The organism is Alteromonas sp. 009811495, from assembly GCF_028865455.1.
Classification (GTDB): Bacteria; Pseudomonadota; Gammaproteobacteria; order Enterobacterales; family Alteromonadaceae; genus Alteromonas.
The window spans coordinates 3021089-3036672 of record NZ_CP113972.1 but is presented as its reverse complement, the minus strand read 5'-3'; the positions used below and the strand labels follow the sequence as shown (position 1 = coordinate 3036672).

General features: G+C 41.5%; 13 protein-coding genes. 8 read left to right on the top strand and 5 right to left on the bottom strand.

Translation table 11 applies throughout. The annotated features are described in order from the left end of the window. Positions 1 to 25: 25 nt before the first annotated feature. Positions 26 to 1252, bottom strand: coding sequence for a glycosyltransferase (locus OZ660_RS13880; RefSeq protein WP_274741300.1), 1227 nt, complete (start codon positions 1250 to 1252; stop codon positions 26 to 28). After that, positions 1245 to 2201, bottom strand: a complete 957-nt coding sequence (locus OZ660_RS13875) for a polysaccharide deacetylase family protein (RefSeq protein ID WP_274741299.1) — start codon at positions 2199 to 2201, stop codon at positions 1245 to 1247. Before OZ660_RS13875 ends, OZ660_RS13880 begins: the two co-directional genes overlap by 8 nt. A gap of 216 nt (positions 2202 to 2417) precedes the next feature. On the opposite strand from OZ660_RS13875, the gene wecB reads away from it, so the two are divergent. Genes wecB through OZ660_RS13855 form a run of 4 tightly spaced genes read left to right on the top strand, consistent with a single transcriptional unit; the run spans position 2418 to position 6901 of the window. Next, complete coding sequence (gene wecB, locus OZ660_RS13870) at positions 2418 to 3539, top strand: non-hydrolyzing UDP-N-acetylglucosamine 2-epimerase (RefSeq protein WP_274741298.1); 1122 nt, start codon at positions 2418 to 2420, stop codon at positions 3537 to 3539. Positions 3540 to 3543: 4 nt separating this feature from the next. Beyond that, positions 3544 to 4794 (top strand): UDP-N-acetyl-D-mannosamine dehydrogenase, encoded by a 1251-nt coding sequence (wecC, locus tag OZ660_RS13865; RefSeq protein WP_274741297.1) that lies wholly within the window; start codon positions 3544 to 3546, stop codon positions 4792 to 4794. 27 nt (positions 4795 to 4821) lie between these two features. Further along, a complete protein-coding gene (locus OZ660_RS13860; RefSeq protein ID WP_274741296.1) occupies positions 4822 to 5850 on the top strand; it encodes a hypothetical protein in 1029 nt (342 codons plus the stop codon). Continuing rightward, on the top strand, positions 5831 to 6901 hold the full coding sequence (locus OZ660_RS13855) for a FemAB family XrtA/PEP-CTERM system-associated protein (protein ID WP_232369573.1): 1071 nt from the start codon (positions 5831 to 5833) through the stop codon (positions 6899 to 6901). Before OZ660_RS13860 ends, OZ660_RS13855 begins: the two co-directional genes overlap by 20 nt. Here the strand turns inward: OZ660_RS13855 and OZ660_RS13850 are convergent. Further along, complete coding sequence (locus tag OZ660_RS13850) at positions 6891 to 8003, bottom strand: GNAT family N-acetyltransferase (RefSeq protein ID WP_274741295.1); 1113 nt, start codon at positions 8001 to 8003, stop codon at positions 6891 to 6893. The two genes, OZ660_RS13855 and OZ660_RS13850, sit on opposite strands and share 11 nt — an antisense overlap. Positions 8004 to 8087: 84 nt before the next feature. Here OZ660_RS13850 and OZ660_RS13845 point away from each other — a divergent pair, with 84 nt between their 5' ends. The 3 genes from OZ660_RS13845 to OZ660_RS13835 all read left to right on the top strand — a co-directional run bounded on the left by OZ660_RS13845 (position 8088) and on the right by OZ660_RS13835 (position 12900). Then, positions 8088 to 9167: a glycosyltransferase gene (locus OZ660_RS13845; RefSeq protein ID WP_274741294.1), complete on the top strand. Its 1080-nt coding sequence runs from the start codon at positions 8088 to 8090 to the stop codon at positions 9165 to 9167. Between the two features lie 10 nt (positions 9168 to 9177). Continuing rightward, on the top strand, positions 9178 to 11892 hold the full coding sequence (locus OZ660_RS13840) for a tetratricopeptide repeat protein (protein ID WP_274741293.1): 2715 nt from the start codon (positions 9178 to 9180) through the stop codon (positions 11890 to 11892). A 132-nt stretch (positions 11893 to 12024) separates the two neighbouring features. After that, a complete protein-coding gene (locus OZ660_RS13835; protein WP_226432988.1) occupies positions 12025 to 12900 on the top strand; it encodes a PEP-CTERM sorting domain-containing protein in 876 nt (291 codons plus the stop codon). Between the two features lie 167 nt (positions 12901 to 13067). Here the strand turns inward: OZ660_RS13835 and OZ660_RS13830 are convergent, their stop codons facing one another. Together OZ660_RS13830 and OZ660_RS13825 are read right to left on the bottom strand one after the other, a co-directional pair. Beyond that, positions 13068 to 13895 carry a PEP-CTERM/exosortase system-associated acyltransferase gene (locus OZ660_RS13830; protein WP_226432987.1) on the bottom strand — a complete coding sequence of 276 codons (828 nt, stop codon included), beginning with the start codon at positions 13893 to 13895 and terminating at the stop codon, positions 13068 to 13070. Between the two features lie 116 nt (positions 13896 to 14011). After that, complete coding sequence (locus tag OZ660_RS13825; RefSeq protein ID WP_274741292.1) at positions 14012 to 14761, bottom strand: YdcF family protein; 750 nt, start codon at positions 14759 to 14761, stop codon at positions 14012 to 14014. A gap of 28 nt (positions 14762 to 14789) precedes the next feature. On the opposite strand from OZ660_RS13825, the gene OZ660_RS13820 reads away from it, so the two are divergent. After that, the gene (locus OZ660_RS13820) at positions 14790 to 15566 is read left to right on the top strand and encodes a S1 family peptidase (protein ID WP_274741291.1); all 777 of its coding nucleotides are present in this window, start codon (positions 14790 to 14792) and stop codon (positions 15564 to 15566) included. The last annotated feature ends 18 nt before the right edge of the window (positions 15567 to 15584 follow it).

Sequence of the window (15584 nt, the reverse complement as noted above, 5' to 3'; positions counted from 1 at the left end):
CTAGTTATGAGCATTCATTCTCAACCTAAACCAGTGCTATAAGCGCGTTGTGCAATTGTCTTGCTTTGTGTTCTCTACTGTGACCGTCAAGATTTCTTTTTATTTCAGCGGATTGCTGTTCAATGATAGCCAAAAGTGCGGCTTTTGATTCTGCTTCAGAATAGCAACTTACTACGCCAGCGTGATTTGCGGCTAAAGTTTGCGTAGCACTTCCTGTAGGAGATTTAACCAAAAGTGGTTTCTGTGTTCTCAAGTATTCGTAAAGTTTTCCAGGTATCTGCTTGTTAAACCTTTCGTCCTGTATAAGTAAAAGTGCACTACACTGCATCATATTAGACAAAGCGTTAATGAAAGGAACGGGAGGAATAAATTTGACAAGGTTTACTATACCTAATTCATTAAGCGTATGATGAAAGTCTTGGCCATCACCAGCGCCTTGAAATATAAGTTCAAAGTTGTCTTCATTGATCATTCCTTCACGTTGCAACAATGCAAGAGCACTGAAGATTGGCTTAGGGTCTCTGCCATGAGGATACAATACGCCTGAATAATATAAACTAAACTTGTCAGTTGAAAACGGAGATTCCATAGAGGGTAACTCAGCTAACTTTTTAAAGTTGCTTTCGTCAAAACCATTCTCAATTACCATGCTTTTGTCACTTACTAAGTCGCCATATTCTTTGCAATACAAGTCGCGTACTTGTTGCGTGGCAAATGTAAGCGTGCTGGCTTGCTTTAATGTTTGTGAGTCTATTTTTTTATGCTGTTTGTCAAGGCGCTTGCTTGCAGAACCGTTCATGTAATGAAATGGGTCTCTGTAATCTGCAACCCAAGGAATGTTACCTTCAGAAGATAATTTCTGAGCAATATAATGTGTACTGGGTATGGGCGAAGACGACCAGATTACATCGGGTTTGTATTGCTTCAACAGCTTTTTGCCTTTCACAAGTGCACATGGGATCCACGTTAACCCCCATCTGTCAGGCATTTCCATTGAAGATAGGTATTTGCCTTTTATTGATAGATGTCGTGGTACATCAAGTGCCATCGCTCGATAAACTAAGTCGTCTTTACCGTCTTGATAGCTATTATCAATGCGTTGATAGGCTTTAGAAGAGGCCGTCAATACAACCACTTTCCATCCCCATTGTTTCAAGTAACGATAGAAGCTTTCTATTCTAGGTACCGACGCACCGTTACTAGGGGGAAACTCAAAGGCTATCATTAAAAGTGTTTTGCCATGATTAGTCACTGAGTTTCTCTCCTGCTATTTTTTTTATTGAAATACAAAACTGATTGAGCTCTTTTCTGTGAGGCATAAATCTGGGAAGTCTTGTTTTGGGGCTGTTTAACGTAATGCCGCCATCATTGGTGGCAAAACCATACGCTACACCGCTTTGCCGCAACATCTCTTCATGTTGTTCGTTAAAATCTCGACCAAACCAACCATTTGGATAGGCGAAACACGTTACATTTTTGGGAAGTAGCTTGTTAAGAAACATCACAGAGAGCTCGATTTCGTTGAAAGCTACATCGTCTGCCTGATAAGCCAAAATACTATGGGTGTGTGTATGGGCGCCAATGCAATGGCCTCTGTTTTGTAAATCAACCAGTTGAGATGCTGTCATCATGCACCGTGGCGTTTCTACCTTACCAAGCGTTTGTCGTAATTCTATTAGGTGGCTGTCTCGTGTGCTATTGGGCAGTACTTTCAACTGACCGACAAGAGATAAGTAAGCGGCGGCTTTTTGCTCTTCTGTATCAAGGTTAAAATGCTTGCCATTAAACACTAAACTCTTTGCTTCGGTGCACTTTACTATTTCCAACAATTCGTCGTTCCATAGGTAGCCACGTTCAGTACCTTGTGTTGAAACAAAAAAGCTGGCTTTGCCTTCTACAGACTCGATAACTGGTGCTGCTAATTCATAATTATCTTGATAGCCGTCATCAAACGTAAGACACAGAGCATTACTAGGAAGTGTATTATTTTCTAGGCACTGCAATGCATCTTCCAGTGACATCAAGGTAAAGTGCTTACTCAGCTTTCTAATTAATAATTGAAAATTATCAAGGTGCCAATCGTCTGGGCAAAACGCAGTGGCAGTGGGGAGTACTCTGTGAAAATACAACACTGGGAGAGGGTTACTTTTAAGCTTTATCTTATTAACGGCATCCACTGCTTTTAATACAACAGAAAGCATATATTTCCATTCCCGAGTCAATTCTAGTTAGGCAGCTTGTGTTATGGTGCTTACCTTCAATCAAATATAGCAACCAGAATACATGGTGAATGAATTGAAGTGAATTGATAAGTGTATAGTTTACGCATTATTGGCTGTAATTATAGCAAAAGGTAGGGCAGAATAATGTGTATTCAAGGATGCGCATAATAAGATAAAAATTAGTAAGGCTTACCAATGAAGAAAGTGCTCACCGTTTTCGGCACAAGACCGGAAGCAATAAAGATGGCTCCGCTAGTCCACGCGCTTGCGAGTGAAAAGAATATTGAATCTAGAGTGTGCGTTACTGCGCAGCATCGTGAGATGCTTGATCAAGTATTAGCATTGTTCGACATTGTGCCAGATTATGACTTAAATGTTATGAAGCCGGGACAAGACCTCTATACAGTCACTACCAGTATTCTAGAGGGAATGAAACCAGTACTTGAGGACTTTAAACCCGACGTAGTCTTGGTCCACGGTGATACTACAACAACTTTTTCAGCGTCTTTAGCTGCCTTCTATCAACAAATCGATATTGGTCATGTTGAAGCTGGCTTAAGAACTGGTAACTTATATTCACCTTGGCCTGAAGAAGCAAATCGCAAACTCACAGGTAGCTTAACGCGTTACCATTTTGCCCCTACAGCCCTGTCACGCGATAATTTACTCGCGGAAACGGTCAGCGAGGATAACATTGTAGTAACAGGTAACACGGTTATTGATGCATTGTTGTGGGTGCGAGAGAAGTTATCCTCTGACACAGCACTGTCTAATGAGTTAGCGGAGCGTTTCGATTTTCTGGATAAAACGAAAAAGCTAATTCTGGTAACGGGTCATCGACGAGAAAGCTTTGGCGGAGGTTTTGAGCGAATCTGTCAAGCACTTAGTCAAATAGCGCAACAGCGAAACGACGTACAAATTGTCTACCCAATGCACCTCAATCCTAATGTTAGAGAGCCTGTAAATCGCCTTCTGTCGTCGCTTGATAATGTATTTTTAATTGAGCCTCAGGATTATCTTCCTTTTGTGTATTTAATGAATGAGAGTCACATAATCATTACTGACTCGGGTGGTGTACAAGAAGAAGCACCATCGCTGGGTAAGCCTGTTTTAGTGATGAGGGATACGACAGAGCGTCCCGAAGCGGTTGCTGCAGGTACAGTCAAATTGGTAGGAACAGACATAGAAAAGATAGTCAATGAAACTATTTCATTGCTAGATGACAAAGATAACTATGCCACAATGTCTGCAGCGCATAACCCATACGGTGATGGCAAAGCATGTGAGCGAATCGTATCAACTTTAGTAAGGGACTAAAATAATGGAGTTTAAGAGAGTATCGGTTATTGGCCTAGGATACATCGGGTTACCTACAGCTGCAGTCATTGCTTCAAGAGGTATTGAAGTAATTGGTGTGGAAATTAACCAAAAAGCAGTAGACACCATTAATCGTGGTGATATCCACATTGTTGAACCTGATCTAGACATTGTTGTTCAATCAGTTGTGGCAACTGGTAAGCTTAAAGCTACACTTGACGTTGAGCCTGCTGAAGCATTTATGATTGCGGTGCCTACACCTTTCAAGAAAGGCAATGCAGATCAAAATAGCCCTGACCTTAGCTATATCGAGAGCGCAGCAAAAGCTATTGCACCTGCCCTGGAAAAGGGAAATTTAGTCATACTTGAATCTACAAGCCCCGTCGGTGCAACTGAAAAGTTAGCGCAGTGGCTGAAAGAAGAACGACCTGATTTGTCATTCCCGCAAGATGTGGGTTCACAGGCTGACATCAATATAGCACACTGCCCAGAGCGCGTTTTACCTGGCTATGTATTACAGGAGCTAGTCTCTAACGATCGCGTTATCGGCGGTATTTCTCCTGCGTGTAGTGAAAAAGCGAAAGCGCTTTACAGTACTTTTGTTCGTGGCGAATGTATTGTTACCAATGCAAGAACCGCAGAAATGGCAAAACTTACAGAAAACTCTTTCCGCGATGTCAATATTGCGTTTGCAAATGAGCTTTCCGTGATTTGCGACAAATTGCAGATTAATGTGTGGGAATTAATTAAACTGGCAAACCGTCACCCTCGAGTAAATATTCTCAACCCAGGACCAGGCGTAGGCGGCCACTGTATAGCTGTAGATCCTTGGTTTATTGTCGACAGCTGCCCAGAGGAAGCTAAAATCATCAAGCAAGCACGCTTGGTGAATGACGCAAAACCGCATTATGTTGTTGATCAGGTACTTTCAGCTGCTGATGAGTTTAAGAAGCCTGTCATTGCTTGTTTAGGTTTAGCTTTCAAAGCTGATATTGATGATTTAAGAGAAAGTCCAGCGCTTCAAATTGTAGAAACACTATGTGCAGACTCTGAAGCATCACTGTTAGCGGTAGAGCCAAATATTCATGAATTGCCCCCGTCATTGGCAGAAAAAGGTGTTGAACTTGTATCCTTCAGCCAAGCAATTGAGCGCGCCAACGTTATAGTTGTTCTGGTTGACCATAAAGAGTTTAAAGCTGCAGATAAAACAAGTTTAGCGCGCAAAGTTGTTATCGATACGCGTGGCATCATGTAATAGCTAGCCCTTAGGATTGCGCTTTCCATGATCAAATCTGTTGCAACAGTTGTTTGTAGTCTCCTTGCATTTTCATTTAATGCGTCGGCGAAAGGTGTGCTCGTAGACGGTAAACCATTCGCATCATTGAAAAGTGCAATCTCTAGCATAAAAGATGGCAGTCGAGTTTATCTAGAGGCTGGCGTGTATACCGAAGGTGCATACGTCAAGGCGAGTAATATTGCTATATTAGGTGAGCCAGGTGTTGTTTTTGACGGTGCACTGGCCGATGGCAAAGCGGCTCTGGTTCTTACCGGGGATAACGTAGAGGTAGAGTCAGTAGAGTGCGCGAATATTTCAGCCCCGGCGGGTAATGGCGCATGTATCCGCTTTGAAGGTGCTAATCTTGTTGCACGTGATATACATGTTCATGATTGTGAATCGGGCATTATGACCGCCAGTGATGCCGGAAAAGTCGAGGTGTCATATTCTCGGTTTGAAAGGCTTGGCAACCGCAATGGTTACGCTCATGCGTTGTATATCAAAGCTGATGAATTGCATTTTCGCTACTCTTCCATTTTGAGTACCAAAATGCAGGGGTCGGGAATTAAGTCTCGCTCAAAAAAGGTTGTTGTTGAAAATAGTATAATTGCTGCTCTTGATGGGGTAGATAGCCGTTTAATTGATATGGCAAATTACGGCGAGCTAATAGTTCGCGACAGTATACTTCAGCAGGGTAACAACTCTTCCAATAGCCAACTCATTGCCTATGGGTTGGAAAAGAAAATCAAACAAGAGTTTGAGATTAATAAAATAGTAATTAAGGATAACTTGATTTTCTTTGACCGCAGACAAGCAAATGTATTGGTGCGAAGTCGTTTGGAAGATGAGCGTATTATAAGTGGTAACGTATTTGTTGGGGATTTCAATAACCCAAACGAGTTTGTTGAAGGCAATTTGTGGTATATGTCTAGAGCAAAAGCACACGTTACATCAGCGCCCTATTTACCTCAAATCCATGAAAAACAAATTGTAATGGACAGAATAAGAATTATTGGTGAAGCACAAAATGATTGATGGAAACAACGCATCTTATGTTGTGAGTGAATTTTCAGACAGTGATGCAGCGGCGTGGGATAGCTACGTTGATAGACATCCAGAAGGGACGCTTTATCACAAAGCCGATTGGGCTGGACTTATTCGAAAGACTTTAGGTCAAACTCCTCGTTACCTAAAGGCACAAGACTCTAGTGGGAAAATTGTAGGTGTTTTGCCTCTCGTCAATTTAAAGAGTTTAGTGTTTGGTAACTTTTTGGTGTCTATGCCGTATTTTAATTACGGAGGCGTTTTAGCTGATAGCGAAGAGATAGCCTCGGCGCTGGTCAACGCATCGACAGACATTGCAGATAAACTTAACGTGTCGCATGTTCAGTATCGTTGCTCTTCTGAGTGTATGCCAGAGGCATTCCCAGTTGCTACGCACAAAGTTAATATGATTTTAGATTTACCAGAATCACAAGATGCGCTAGGTAAATCGATTGGTTCGAAACGTCGCTCTCAAATTAAACGGCCAATTCGAGAAGGTGTAAGCCACAAAATTGGTGGGAAAGAATTAGTTGATGATTTTTACGAAGTGTTCTGCATCAACATGCGAGACTTAGGTACACCTGTTTACAGTAAAAAATTGTTCGAGAGCATATTTGAAATATTTCCTGAAAACACAAAAATCTGCGTTGTGTATTGGGAAGGAAAGCCAGTATCTACAGGCTTTTTAATGCATTATAGAGATCGATTAGAAATTCCGTGGGCAAGTACTGTGCGCTATGCCAACAGAATTTCAGTAAACATGTATTTGTATTGGCAAATTCTTTCTTATGCCATTGAAACCGGCTTTAAGCAGTTTGATTTTGGGCGCTCGACAGTTGATGCGGGTACCTACAAGTTTAAAAAGCAGTGGGGGGCACAGCCACAGCAATGTTATTGGTACCACTATGTACCAAAAGGGAAAGATCTTCCCGACTTGTCTCCTGATAACGAAAGTTTTGGTTTGGCGATAAAAGTATGGCAAAAGCTGCCGATACCAATTACCAAAATAATCGGGCCACATATCGTAAAGGCTATTCCTTAGAGAATAGCCTTTTTTTTATTCCTCTTAAGCAATGTTCAAGTTTCGTCTTTAAAGAAGGGCGTTGAAAAAATAAGTAGCTGAACTGAAGTGTGTTGTCAGTAAATGAACGCTTGTAGCGGTAATCTCCCGCCAAAAAATCGTAATGCTTTAAGCCCTGTTGGGAGCACCACTGAATCACAAAGTGATGAAGACTGAGGCCATATTTTATTTTGTTATTGGTACTACTCTCGTTGGCTGATAAGTAGTAATAAAACGTATCCTTGTGCACAAATCCAATCAGCACTGCAACAACATTGTTTGCATCTGACAATTCGGCACTAATCAGTTCAGTACTGTCGTTGTATTTTGCTAGTAATTCGATGTGACTGACGAAAGCGTCGGTGCAAAATCCGCTTTCTTCTTGCCACGTGTTTTCATGCATTGGCTGCAATTTAGTAAGTGCAGACAAATAATCCTCAGTATCTCTAGAAACGGTAAAAGCGATACCCATCTGCTCAATTAATTTATTACTTCTTCTAATTTGAGAGCGTGCTTGTGCACTTTTGTACTTGGTATCGCCGTCAGCACTTATTGGCAGCTTGTATCCTACTGAATGAAGATAGTCTCTTACCCAGAAACCTTTGAGAATTGCACTTGTTTCATCGCACACGCCTTTTTCGCTAACACCTAAAATAAACTCGTCAACGTCAGGGAAATGAGAGGTGACAAAAGACCACATTGCCGCGCGAATAGCCTTTGGGGCACGCGCATCAAGCACAAAATCGTTGTACTCTATCCAACTCTTATCCAGTGCGTCATCACCAGTTTTGTGAAGATACAATTGTGTATAGCGAAATAGAATATTTCGGGTTTCTTGTGTTTTAACAAGAAGGCCTAGACCAACTGTTTCATCGCAATGCACAGCCTCGGTGAGGTAGAGTGTATAGCCACTATCCAATGCATTGTGAGCAAAACTGGCTATCCAACGCCAACTCAAAAAGAATGCACTATCAGCACGATTAAAAAGTGTGGTCCACTTATTTTCTAAAAGGAGAAGTTGTGCCGTGGAATTTACTTTATGAGACTTAACGATAATCTCGGACGATGGGATGGTTTCACTCAAAACAATGTTTTTCTTCTGTTAAATCGAATATAGTATTCCAGCATCATATTAACCTCAGTATGGAAAATGAGAATCGGTGAGTCAATGAAAAAGAAGGTAGTGCATCTTGTTTACAGTATGGGGTGCGGAGGGTTAGAGAAAGTAATTGTAAATCTCATCAATGGCTCGTACGAAGATGTTGAACACATCATTATCTCGCTAATTCCTGAGTTCGAAATGACGGCAGGTATCATTCCCGACGTCGAAATATTCTGTTTGGACAAAAAACCAGGCAAAGATATAGGCTGTCATTATCGCTTATATAAGTTGTTGAAGAAGATCTCCCCTGATGCAATAAATACCTACAACTTCGGAACTATTGAGTATCACGTTACCGCATTTCTTGCTGGAGTAAAGACGCGCGTTCACAGTGATCACGGACATGGCGGCGATGCCCAAGACGGTTTAAACAAAAAGAATAACTTTATTCGTAAAGTGTCATCATTCTTCATCAATGACTACGTTGTAGTTTCTCAAGACCTAATGGATTGGGTAACAAAGGTGGTTGGTGTAAAACCAAATCGTTTACACCTTATCCAAAATGGCGTTGAAGTACCTGACTCGCTTTCAAATATAAAAACAACGGCTCCCACATCACCTATTATTTGTACTGTAGGTAGGCTTGACCCTGTTAAAAATCAAACTCTGCTCCTCAATGCGTTTAAAATTGTTCACGATAAATGTGCTAATGCAAGATTGAAGATAGTAGGGGATGGTCCTGAACGTGAAAATCTTGAGCGCGAGGCTGCGCAGCTAGAGGTTGCACGATTTGTAGACTTTATGGGGTATCGTGAGGATGTGCGAGAGCAGCTTACAACGAGCGACGTTTTTGTACTGTCCTCACATTATGAGGCCATGCCCATGACTATTTTAGAGGCGATGGCGGTAGGCTGCCCTGTTGTAACAACGGATGTCGGGGGAATAAGGCATTTTGTTGACGACACTTACGTTGCATATTCATCGCCCGGCAAGGCAGAGGAGTTAGCAGATCATTTGTTACGCTCCTTACAATACTTGCCTGAACAACAAGAAAAAATAAAAAAGTCATTCGAACTTGTTAAGAGCAGTTACTCGCTACAAGCCATGTCTGCTCGCTATACATCAATTTACTACAATAAGAATTAGGAATTTAAACATGTCACCTTTCAGACTTAGCGTTCTCTCAGCTGTTGTTGCTGGTACTTTATCTATCAGCGGATGTTCAAGTGAAACTTCTGAAGAACAGTTGAAACAAGCTCAACAGGCTATCGAGCAAGGGGAATATAAAAAAGCAGAACTCATTGCCAAGAATGTACTGCTGGATAGCGGTACATCCAGTGCTGCAAGCCTGCAACTTGGTACCGCTTATTATTTCCAAGGTGAGTTTGAAAGTGCGCTTAAAGAGTTTGAAAAGCTAAAAAATGCAGATGATATTGACGCTACCACAGTTAGGTACTGGCTTCAGTCTTTGCTGTTTACTGACAGCCTTCAACAGATAAATAATGTACTGTCTGCACATGAGAGCAAGTTACCGAAAGACCTAGCGTACTATTATGCTAGCAAAGCAGGGCGCGATGCTGATATGCCCGAATCCACTCCCGATTCAAAAGGTTTTTTCAAAGTCGCTGAATGTATATCTGCGGCAAAGCGCGGTGCCACTACAACTGTTGATTGTATAGAAAGTGCAAAGGACGGTGACGACAACGAATATTTCTATGAACTAGCGACATACTCTATGTATGAAGGTAGACACGAGGTCTTTCTCGATGCTGTTGCTAAGCTAGCGAGCGCGTTTGGGCAGTCTGCAATGTTTCAAATATTAAACGCGGACGCTTTAGTAAGAAACAAGCAATTTGAAAAAGCAGAATCTAAAATCACGCCACTATTAAAAAAATATCCAGACCAAGGTTTCCTAAACTACCTCAAGTCGGTTGTTAGTTTTGAAAAACAGGATTTTGAAAGTAGTAAATCGTTTGCTGAGAAAGCAATACAAAACGGTGTTGATAATGCTAGAACGCGTTTGATAGCTGCAATTAGCGCTTACAATCTTGAAGCGTTTGAGCAGGCACACAATCACTTCGAATCGATTGCTGGAGTGTTAAGCAAAGATTCTCCAGAGTATCGTATTTATTCATCGACGCTGCTTGCCCTTGGGTATAAGGAAAAAGCGATTTCAGCGTTAGAAGAAATGAATAACGTTTCGCTCAGTGACTTGCCGCTCTACACATCTGCAGCAAAGGCGTTATCTAGCACTAATAAATCAGATGAGGCACTTTCAGTGCTAAAACGCTTTGACAACTTAGTTGAGGGTGAAACTGACACTTTTGTTGAGCTCAATATTAATAAACTTGCTCTAGATGATTTGAATGCACTAGCTAACTTAGAATCTCTCGATGAAGCGCAATCTTCTGATTCAGTAAAAACTGCATTGGCCTCTTTTTACCTGTCTCGCAATGAATTTGATAAAGCTGCGAAGATTGCAGATGACTTTGCACAGTCTGAAGAAACCCTTTATACCGCCAAAGTGATCGAAGCATTTATTGCGTTAAAGCAAGAAGCTCCAGATGTATCTGAAAAATTCAATTTGTTGTTTGAGCTTGACGAAAATTCGCTTCCAGCCTTGTTCTATTTTATTAATGAGAATATTGAGGCGGAACAGTATGAACAGGCACTTGCGTTTTCTGAGCGTCTGCAAAATCAAATACCAGGCTCAGTAATTGCGGTGACCACACATATAAAAGTGCTGTCTTCTATGGAAAGAGACGAAGAATTACTTACGTTTTTAAAACGCACTTATGAGCAAGAAGAGCAAAATGTAAACATAGCTTCATTATATGCATCAGAACTGTTCAATCAGGGGCAAGCGTCTGAAGCAAAACGTGTTCTGTCTGACTTTTCGGTCGATAGTGCTGCAAAACCTATATTTTGGCTAACGTTGATCAAGGCTGAGTCTGTACTAGGTAATGATGAAGCTGCAAAAAAACTCGCAAAAAAATGGGTGACAATTGTTCCTGATTACAAGCCAGCTGTGTTACTGGCTTCAAATTTGTTCGAGGCAGATGGCGATTACGCCGAGTCAGTACGTATTCTAAGAAAAGCACAGTTGGCATTTCCAAATGATAACGATATCAAACTGCTACTAGCGTCGACCTTATTAAGCACCAATGACATTCGCGGTGCTAGAAAAATCATAAATAGCACGCCTTCATTAGCACAAGCTGGGTTGCCATATAACCTCATTGCTGGACGCCTCGCGCTAGCTGATGAGAATTTTGATGAAGCTCAAGAGAAATTAGAATCGTATTATAACGAATACAAGACATATGACTCGCTCATGTTGTTGCTTCAGGCGTATCGCGGTCAAAAAGCGATAGAGAAGGCAACTCAAGCTTGTGAAGATTACATAAATACAAATGGTGTTGATCCACGTGTTTCTCTATATGTTGCAGAGCTTTATATAAAAACAGATCATGACAAAGCAATCATGCATTATGAAAGACTGTTAAGAAATGGCGCTGAAAGTGCGATGGTGCTTAATAATCTAGCGTGGTTGCATCATGTTAATTCAAGAAATGATAAGGCACTAGAATACGCTGAGCGAGCAGTAAAAATAGAAGGGGATAACCCTGATTACCTCGATACCCTAGGTATGATTTACCTAAGGTTAGATAGCGTGGTTGAGGCTGAAGCTATCTTGAATAAGGCACACAACTTGGCTACAACCAACCTTTCTATATTGTTGCATTATGCCGAAGCGTTGGTTTCAGCTGGTAAAATGGGCCGTGCTGAGAATATGTTGTCTCCACTTACTGGACGTTCAGCTGAGTTGGATAAGGAAATTAATCGCATTCTAAATAGCAAGCCTGTTTAAACTGTCTGGTTTTTTTACATTGATAAAATGGGTTTTTAGAAAATTGTTTAAAATCAGTAACATAAAAGTTGGCACACTGGTTGCTTTACTAATATCGATAGAATGAAACCATTTTCTTTTAATGAGGACGTTATGAAAAAATTATTATTAGCAACCGCAATGTTAGCAGCAAGCTCTGCAGCGAACGCTGGTGTAGTAAGTGCAGCTGGTGGTGTGTCTTGGGAAGTAGATGGTGGACTTCCAAACTTTAGCGCTACTATCGATTTCACACAGTGGTGGACAGTTACTAACACTACTGGTGTTGCTGACCTAAATACTGCTGTTTCAGCTGAAACAATTTCTCCAACTCTTTCAAGCATTTCTAATGCTTACGCAGGTGGTGATGCACCAGAGCTAGTTGGTGCTGGTAAATTCAACCTAGGTAATGGTCTAGGTGAGCCAAACTGTAACGGTTGTGAGCTTACATTCAGCTTTGGTGGTCTATTCTTTGACCCTCAAAATGCGAATGCGCCAATCGACTCTACTGACGGCTGGTTAAACATTTATGTTGATTACGATCAAGTAGGTGGTGCATTTGACGAAGCGCAAATGGATAACTTCGCTGACGCGACTGACCACGCTGCTCGTGCAGTTGATGGCGACCTATGGTTAAGCCTAAACCTACGTGACTTCCAATACTATGCAGACCCTGCGTATGCAAACATTGGTGAGCCACTAATCTCTGGTACAACATTGTTCTACGGTGAAGTAATTGGCGGTATCGCTGAGTCTAACTTCATCTCTGACTTCTTCGCTGGTGCGTATGAAGCTGATGCATTTGGTCTAGCGTCTACTTTCGACGATAACAGCCGTGCTCCTGCTTCACCTGCTGACCTAAACATTTCTGAGTACAGCGTACGTGGTTCTGGTAACGTTGAAGCTGCTACAGTATCTGCTCCTTCTACTATTGCTATGTTTGGTCTAGCGCTAGTTGGTCTAGGTGCAATGACTCGTCGTCGTAAAGCATAATCAACGACTTGTCACGCGAAAGCGTAGCACACTAAATATTAAAGCCCAGCAATAGCTGGGCTTTTTTGTGTCTGTTGATTACTGGAATTAATTTACAAGAATTAAAAGCAATAAAAAACACGGCATTGCCGTGTTTTTTTATAGGTATTATTTGGATAAGTTAAGAGTCAATGTTTTTGATTTAACCCTTTCCGTATATCAGCAAGCATTTTGGCAAAGCTAGGTGAAAGACTAGTTTCTAAAAGTTTTTGATTTATGTAATAAGGGGCGCGCTTTCCGTGATAGTCAATAACAGGACCAATCTGCTGAAACTTAATACCCACAAAGCCCATGCTTCTCGCTAATCTAGGCTCCATCATTACATAAGCATGTTTAATATTATTCTCTATCGTTAAGCCAGCAGCTGCAAAATACAACCCGACAGCAATAAACGGAAAGCAGCGCAACTCAGTTTCTGAATAGGTTTGTTGGTTAATGATACCAACCGCTGCACCGTCATGGTTATCCATTTGACGGCGTCTAAACTGCTTGGGTACTGCCAACCTTGATACCTCACACACATCTTCTCTGGCGAAATTCGCTGGATTCAGTTTGTCGTCGGTAATTGAATTTAAACAGTACTTTTCTATAGGCAACTGTTGATGGGGTTCAGTAGGTCGAACTATTCTCACTGTGCCCGCATAGTTTTTTGAGCTTACGTGCTGAATTAAGCAGTGTAGTGAGAAGGAGTCAAACTCATCGAGTTCTAATCCGTCATCTTTTATTGGCTCAAACCCAAGCTCTTCACAGTAAACGTTATGTCTAATCTTGAATACTTCTTTACGAAGCTCTTCTTCAAGCGCAACACAGGGCGTGAGGTAGGTCGAGAAATGCGTTGAGATATAGCTAGCTTCTTTAAGCTTGCTGTAACCAGACAACAACTTGCCCAACTTGTTATTTTTACCCACAAGTTGAGTGACTCTATCGAGTACGCTTTTCTGTTTCTGGTTACTCATACACAATCATTTTTATTTTTAACGTTTTCTAAGCTTAGCAGATTATCTTTACAATGCGGAACCAATAATTCGTTATAAGTCACACTTTATTCTATTCACTACTTTCGTATAACTCACTAATTTAGCAGTTTATATTTAACTCTCGCCAAAAGTTCGTATAACCCCCTCCTCGCATTTTGAAGTGAGTCTTCTGAAGGCCATGTGATGAAAAATGTTGTGTCGCCATTGTGATGGTAATCAACCGGAAAGTACGTTACTGAATTTGCAGTCGATCCAAGTTCCAGTTTAATTCGAGCGATATGACTAGCTGACGAAACAACCCAGATGTTCTTATCAGTAATGTATGGTTTTACTGAAACAATTTCCTCATGAGTGTTTGTTCCTTGACGTGTAAGAATAAGTTCAGATGCATTTATGTTTAACGATTGAAAAAAATCTGCGGCTTTGTCGCTGAAGTTGACTTTCTCGTCGTCTAAGAAATAGCCGCCGCTGATTATTATTGGCGCCTTTGTTAAGAAGTGAAGTCTCGCTGCTTCTACATTCCTTTGCAATGAGCACTCTTGCCACCGGCTTATTTCTGGTAGAGCGCCTTCGGTATTGTAATAGCAAGCAAGAACAAAAATGTAGTCAGGACTATCAAGAGAGGTATCGTCGTGAGTGGGCAATTGATACTCCACTTTGCTTAGCAGTAACTTACTAGCGTAGGGTTGCGACCAAAGTAACAACCACGCTACTGCAAATATACTCACACAGTAACAGCCCCGTTCACGCTTCATTATTTTTAATAGCAGCGCTAAGAGCATTAGTAAGAATGAAAACTTTAGTGGTGATACCAACTCAACCACTATAAGCTTAAGTAATTCCATGTTTAATTTAACTTTAAAAGGAGTATGTATGGCAAAGACTACGATATTTACTCGTCGCCTGCTAACTTCATTTGTATTCAGTTTTATGCTTTTTAGTGCTAAAGCGTTTGCGGTGTTTCCTGAGGTAGTGAAAGAAGTCACGCCGTCCGTAGTTGCCATTGGGCTTTATACACCGCTTGAAGCGAACGGCAATCAGGTTTTAGGGACGGGATTTGTAGTTGCTGATGGCAAACATGTTATTACGAATTATCACGTTGTATCAAAGATCCTCGACCCAACAATTGTGCAGTATTTTGTCGTTATTTCGGGGGAGGGCAGAGACGTTAAGACCTATAAAGCTGAGGTGTTGGGTATCGACCCTGTGCACGACCTCGCCGTATTAAAGTTCGAAGGTAAATTGAAACCAGTCAATCTAGCAGAGGGCGCTTTGCTGCCCCCGGGGACTGATGTTGCCTTCACTGGGTTCCCAATAGGTGCTGCGATAGGGCTATATCCTGCTACCCACAAAGGAATGATCTCGGCTATCACACCAGACGCAATACCTGCGCAAAATGCAGATCAGTTAACAGTTAGTATGCTCAAGCGCTTAAAGCAACCTGAATTAGTGTATCAGCTCGATGCCACTGCGTATCCAGGGAACTCTGGAAGCCCAGTTTATGATGTCAAAACAGGACACGCGGTTGGCGTGATTAACAAGGTATTTGTCAGTCAAGGTAAAGAGTCGGCATTGTCAGCGCCAAGCGGTATTAGCTACGCAATCCCAATTATTCATGCATTGTCATTACTGAAGCAGCACGGCTTATAGACTTGTTCCTATGTGTGG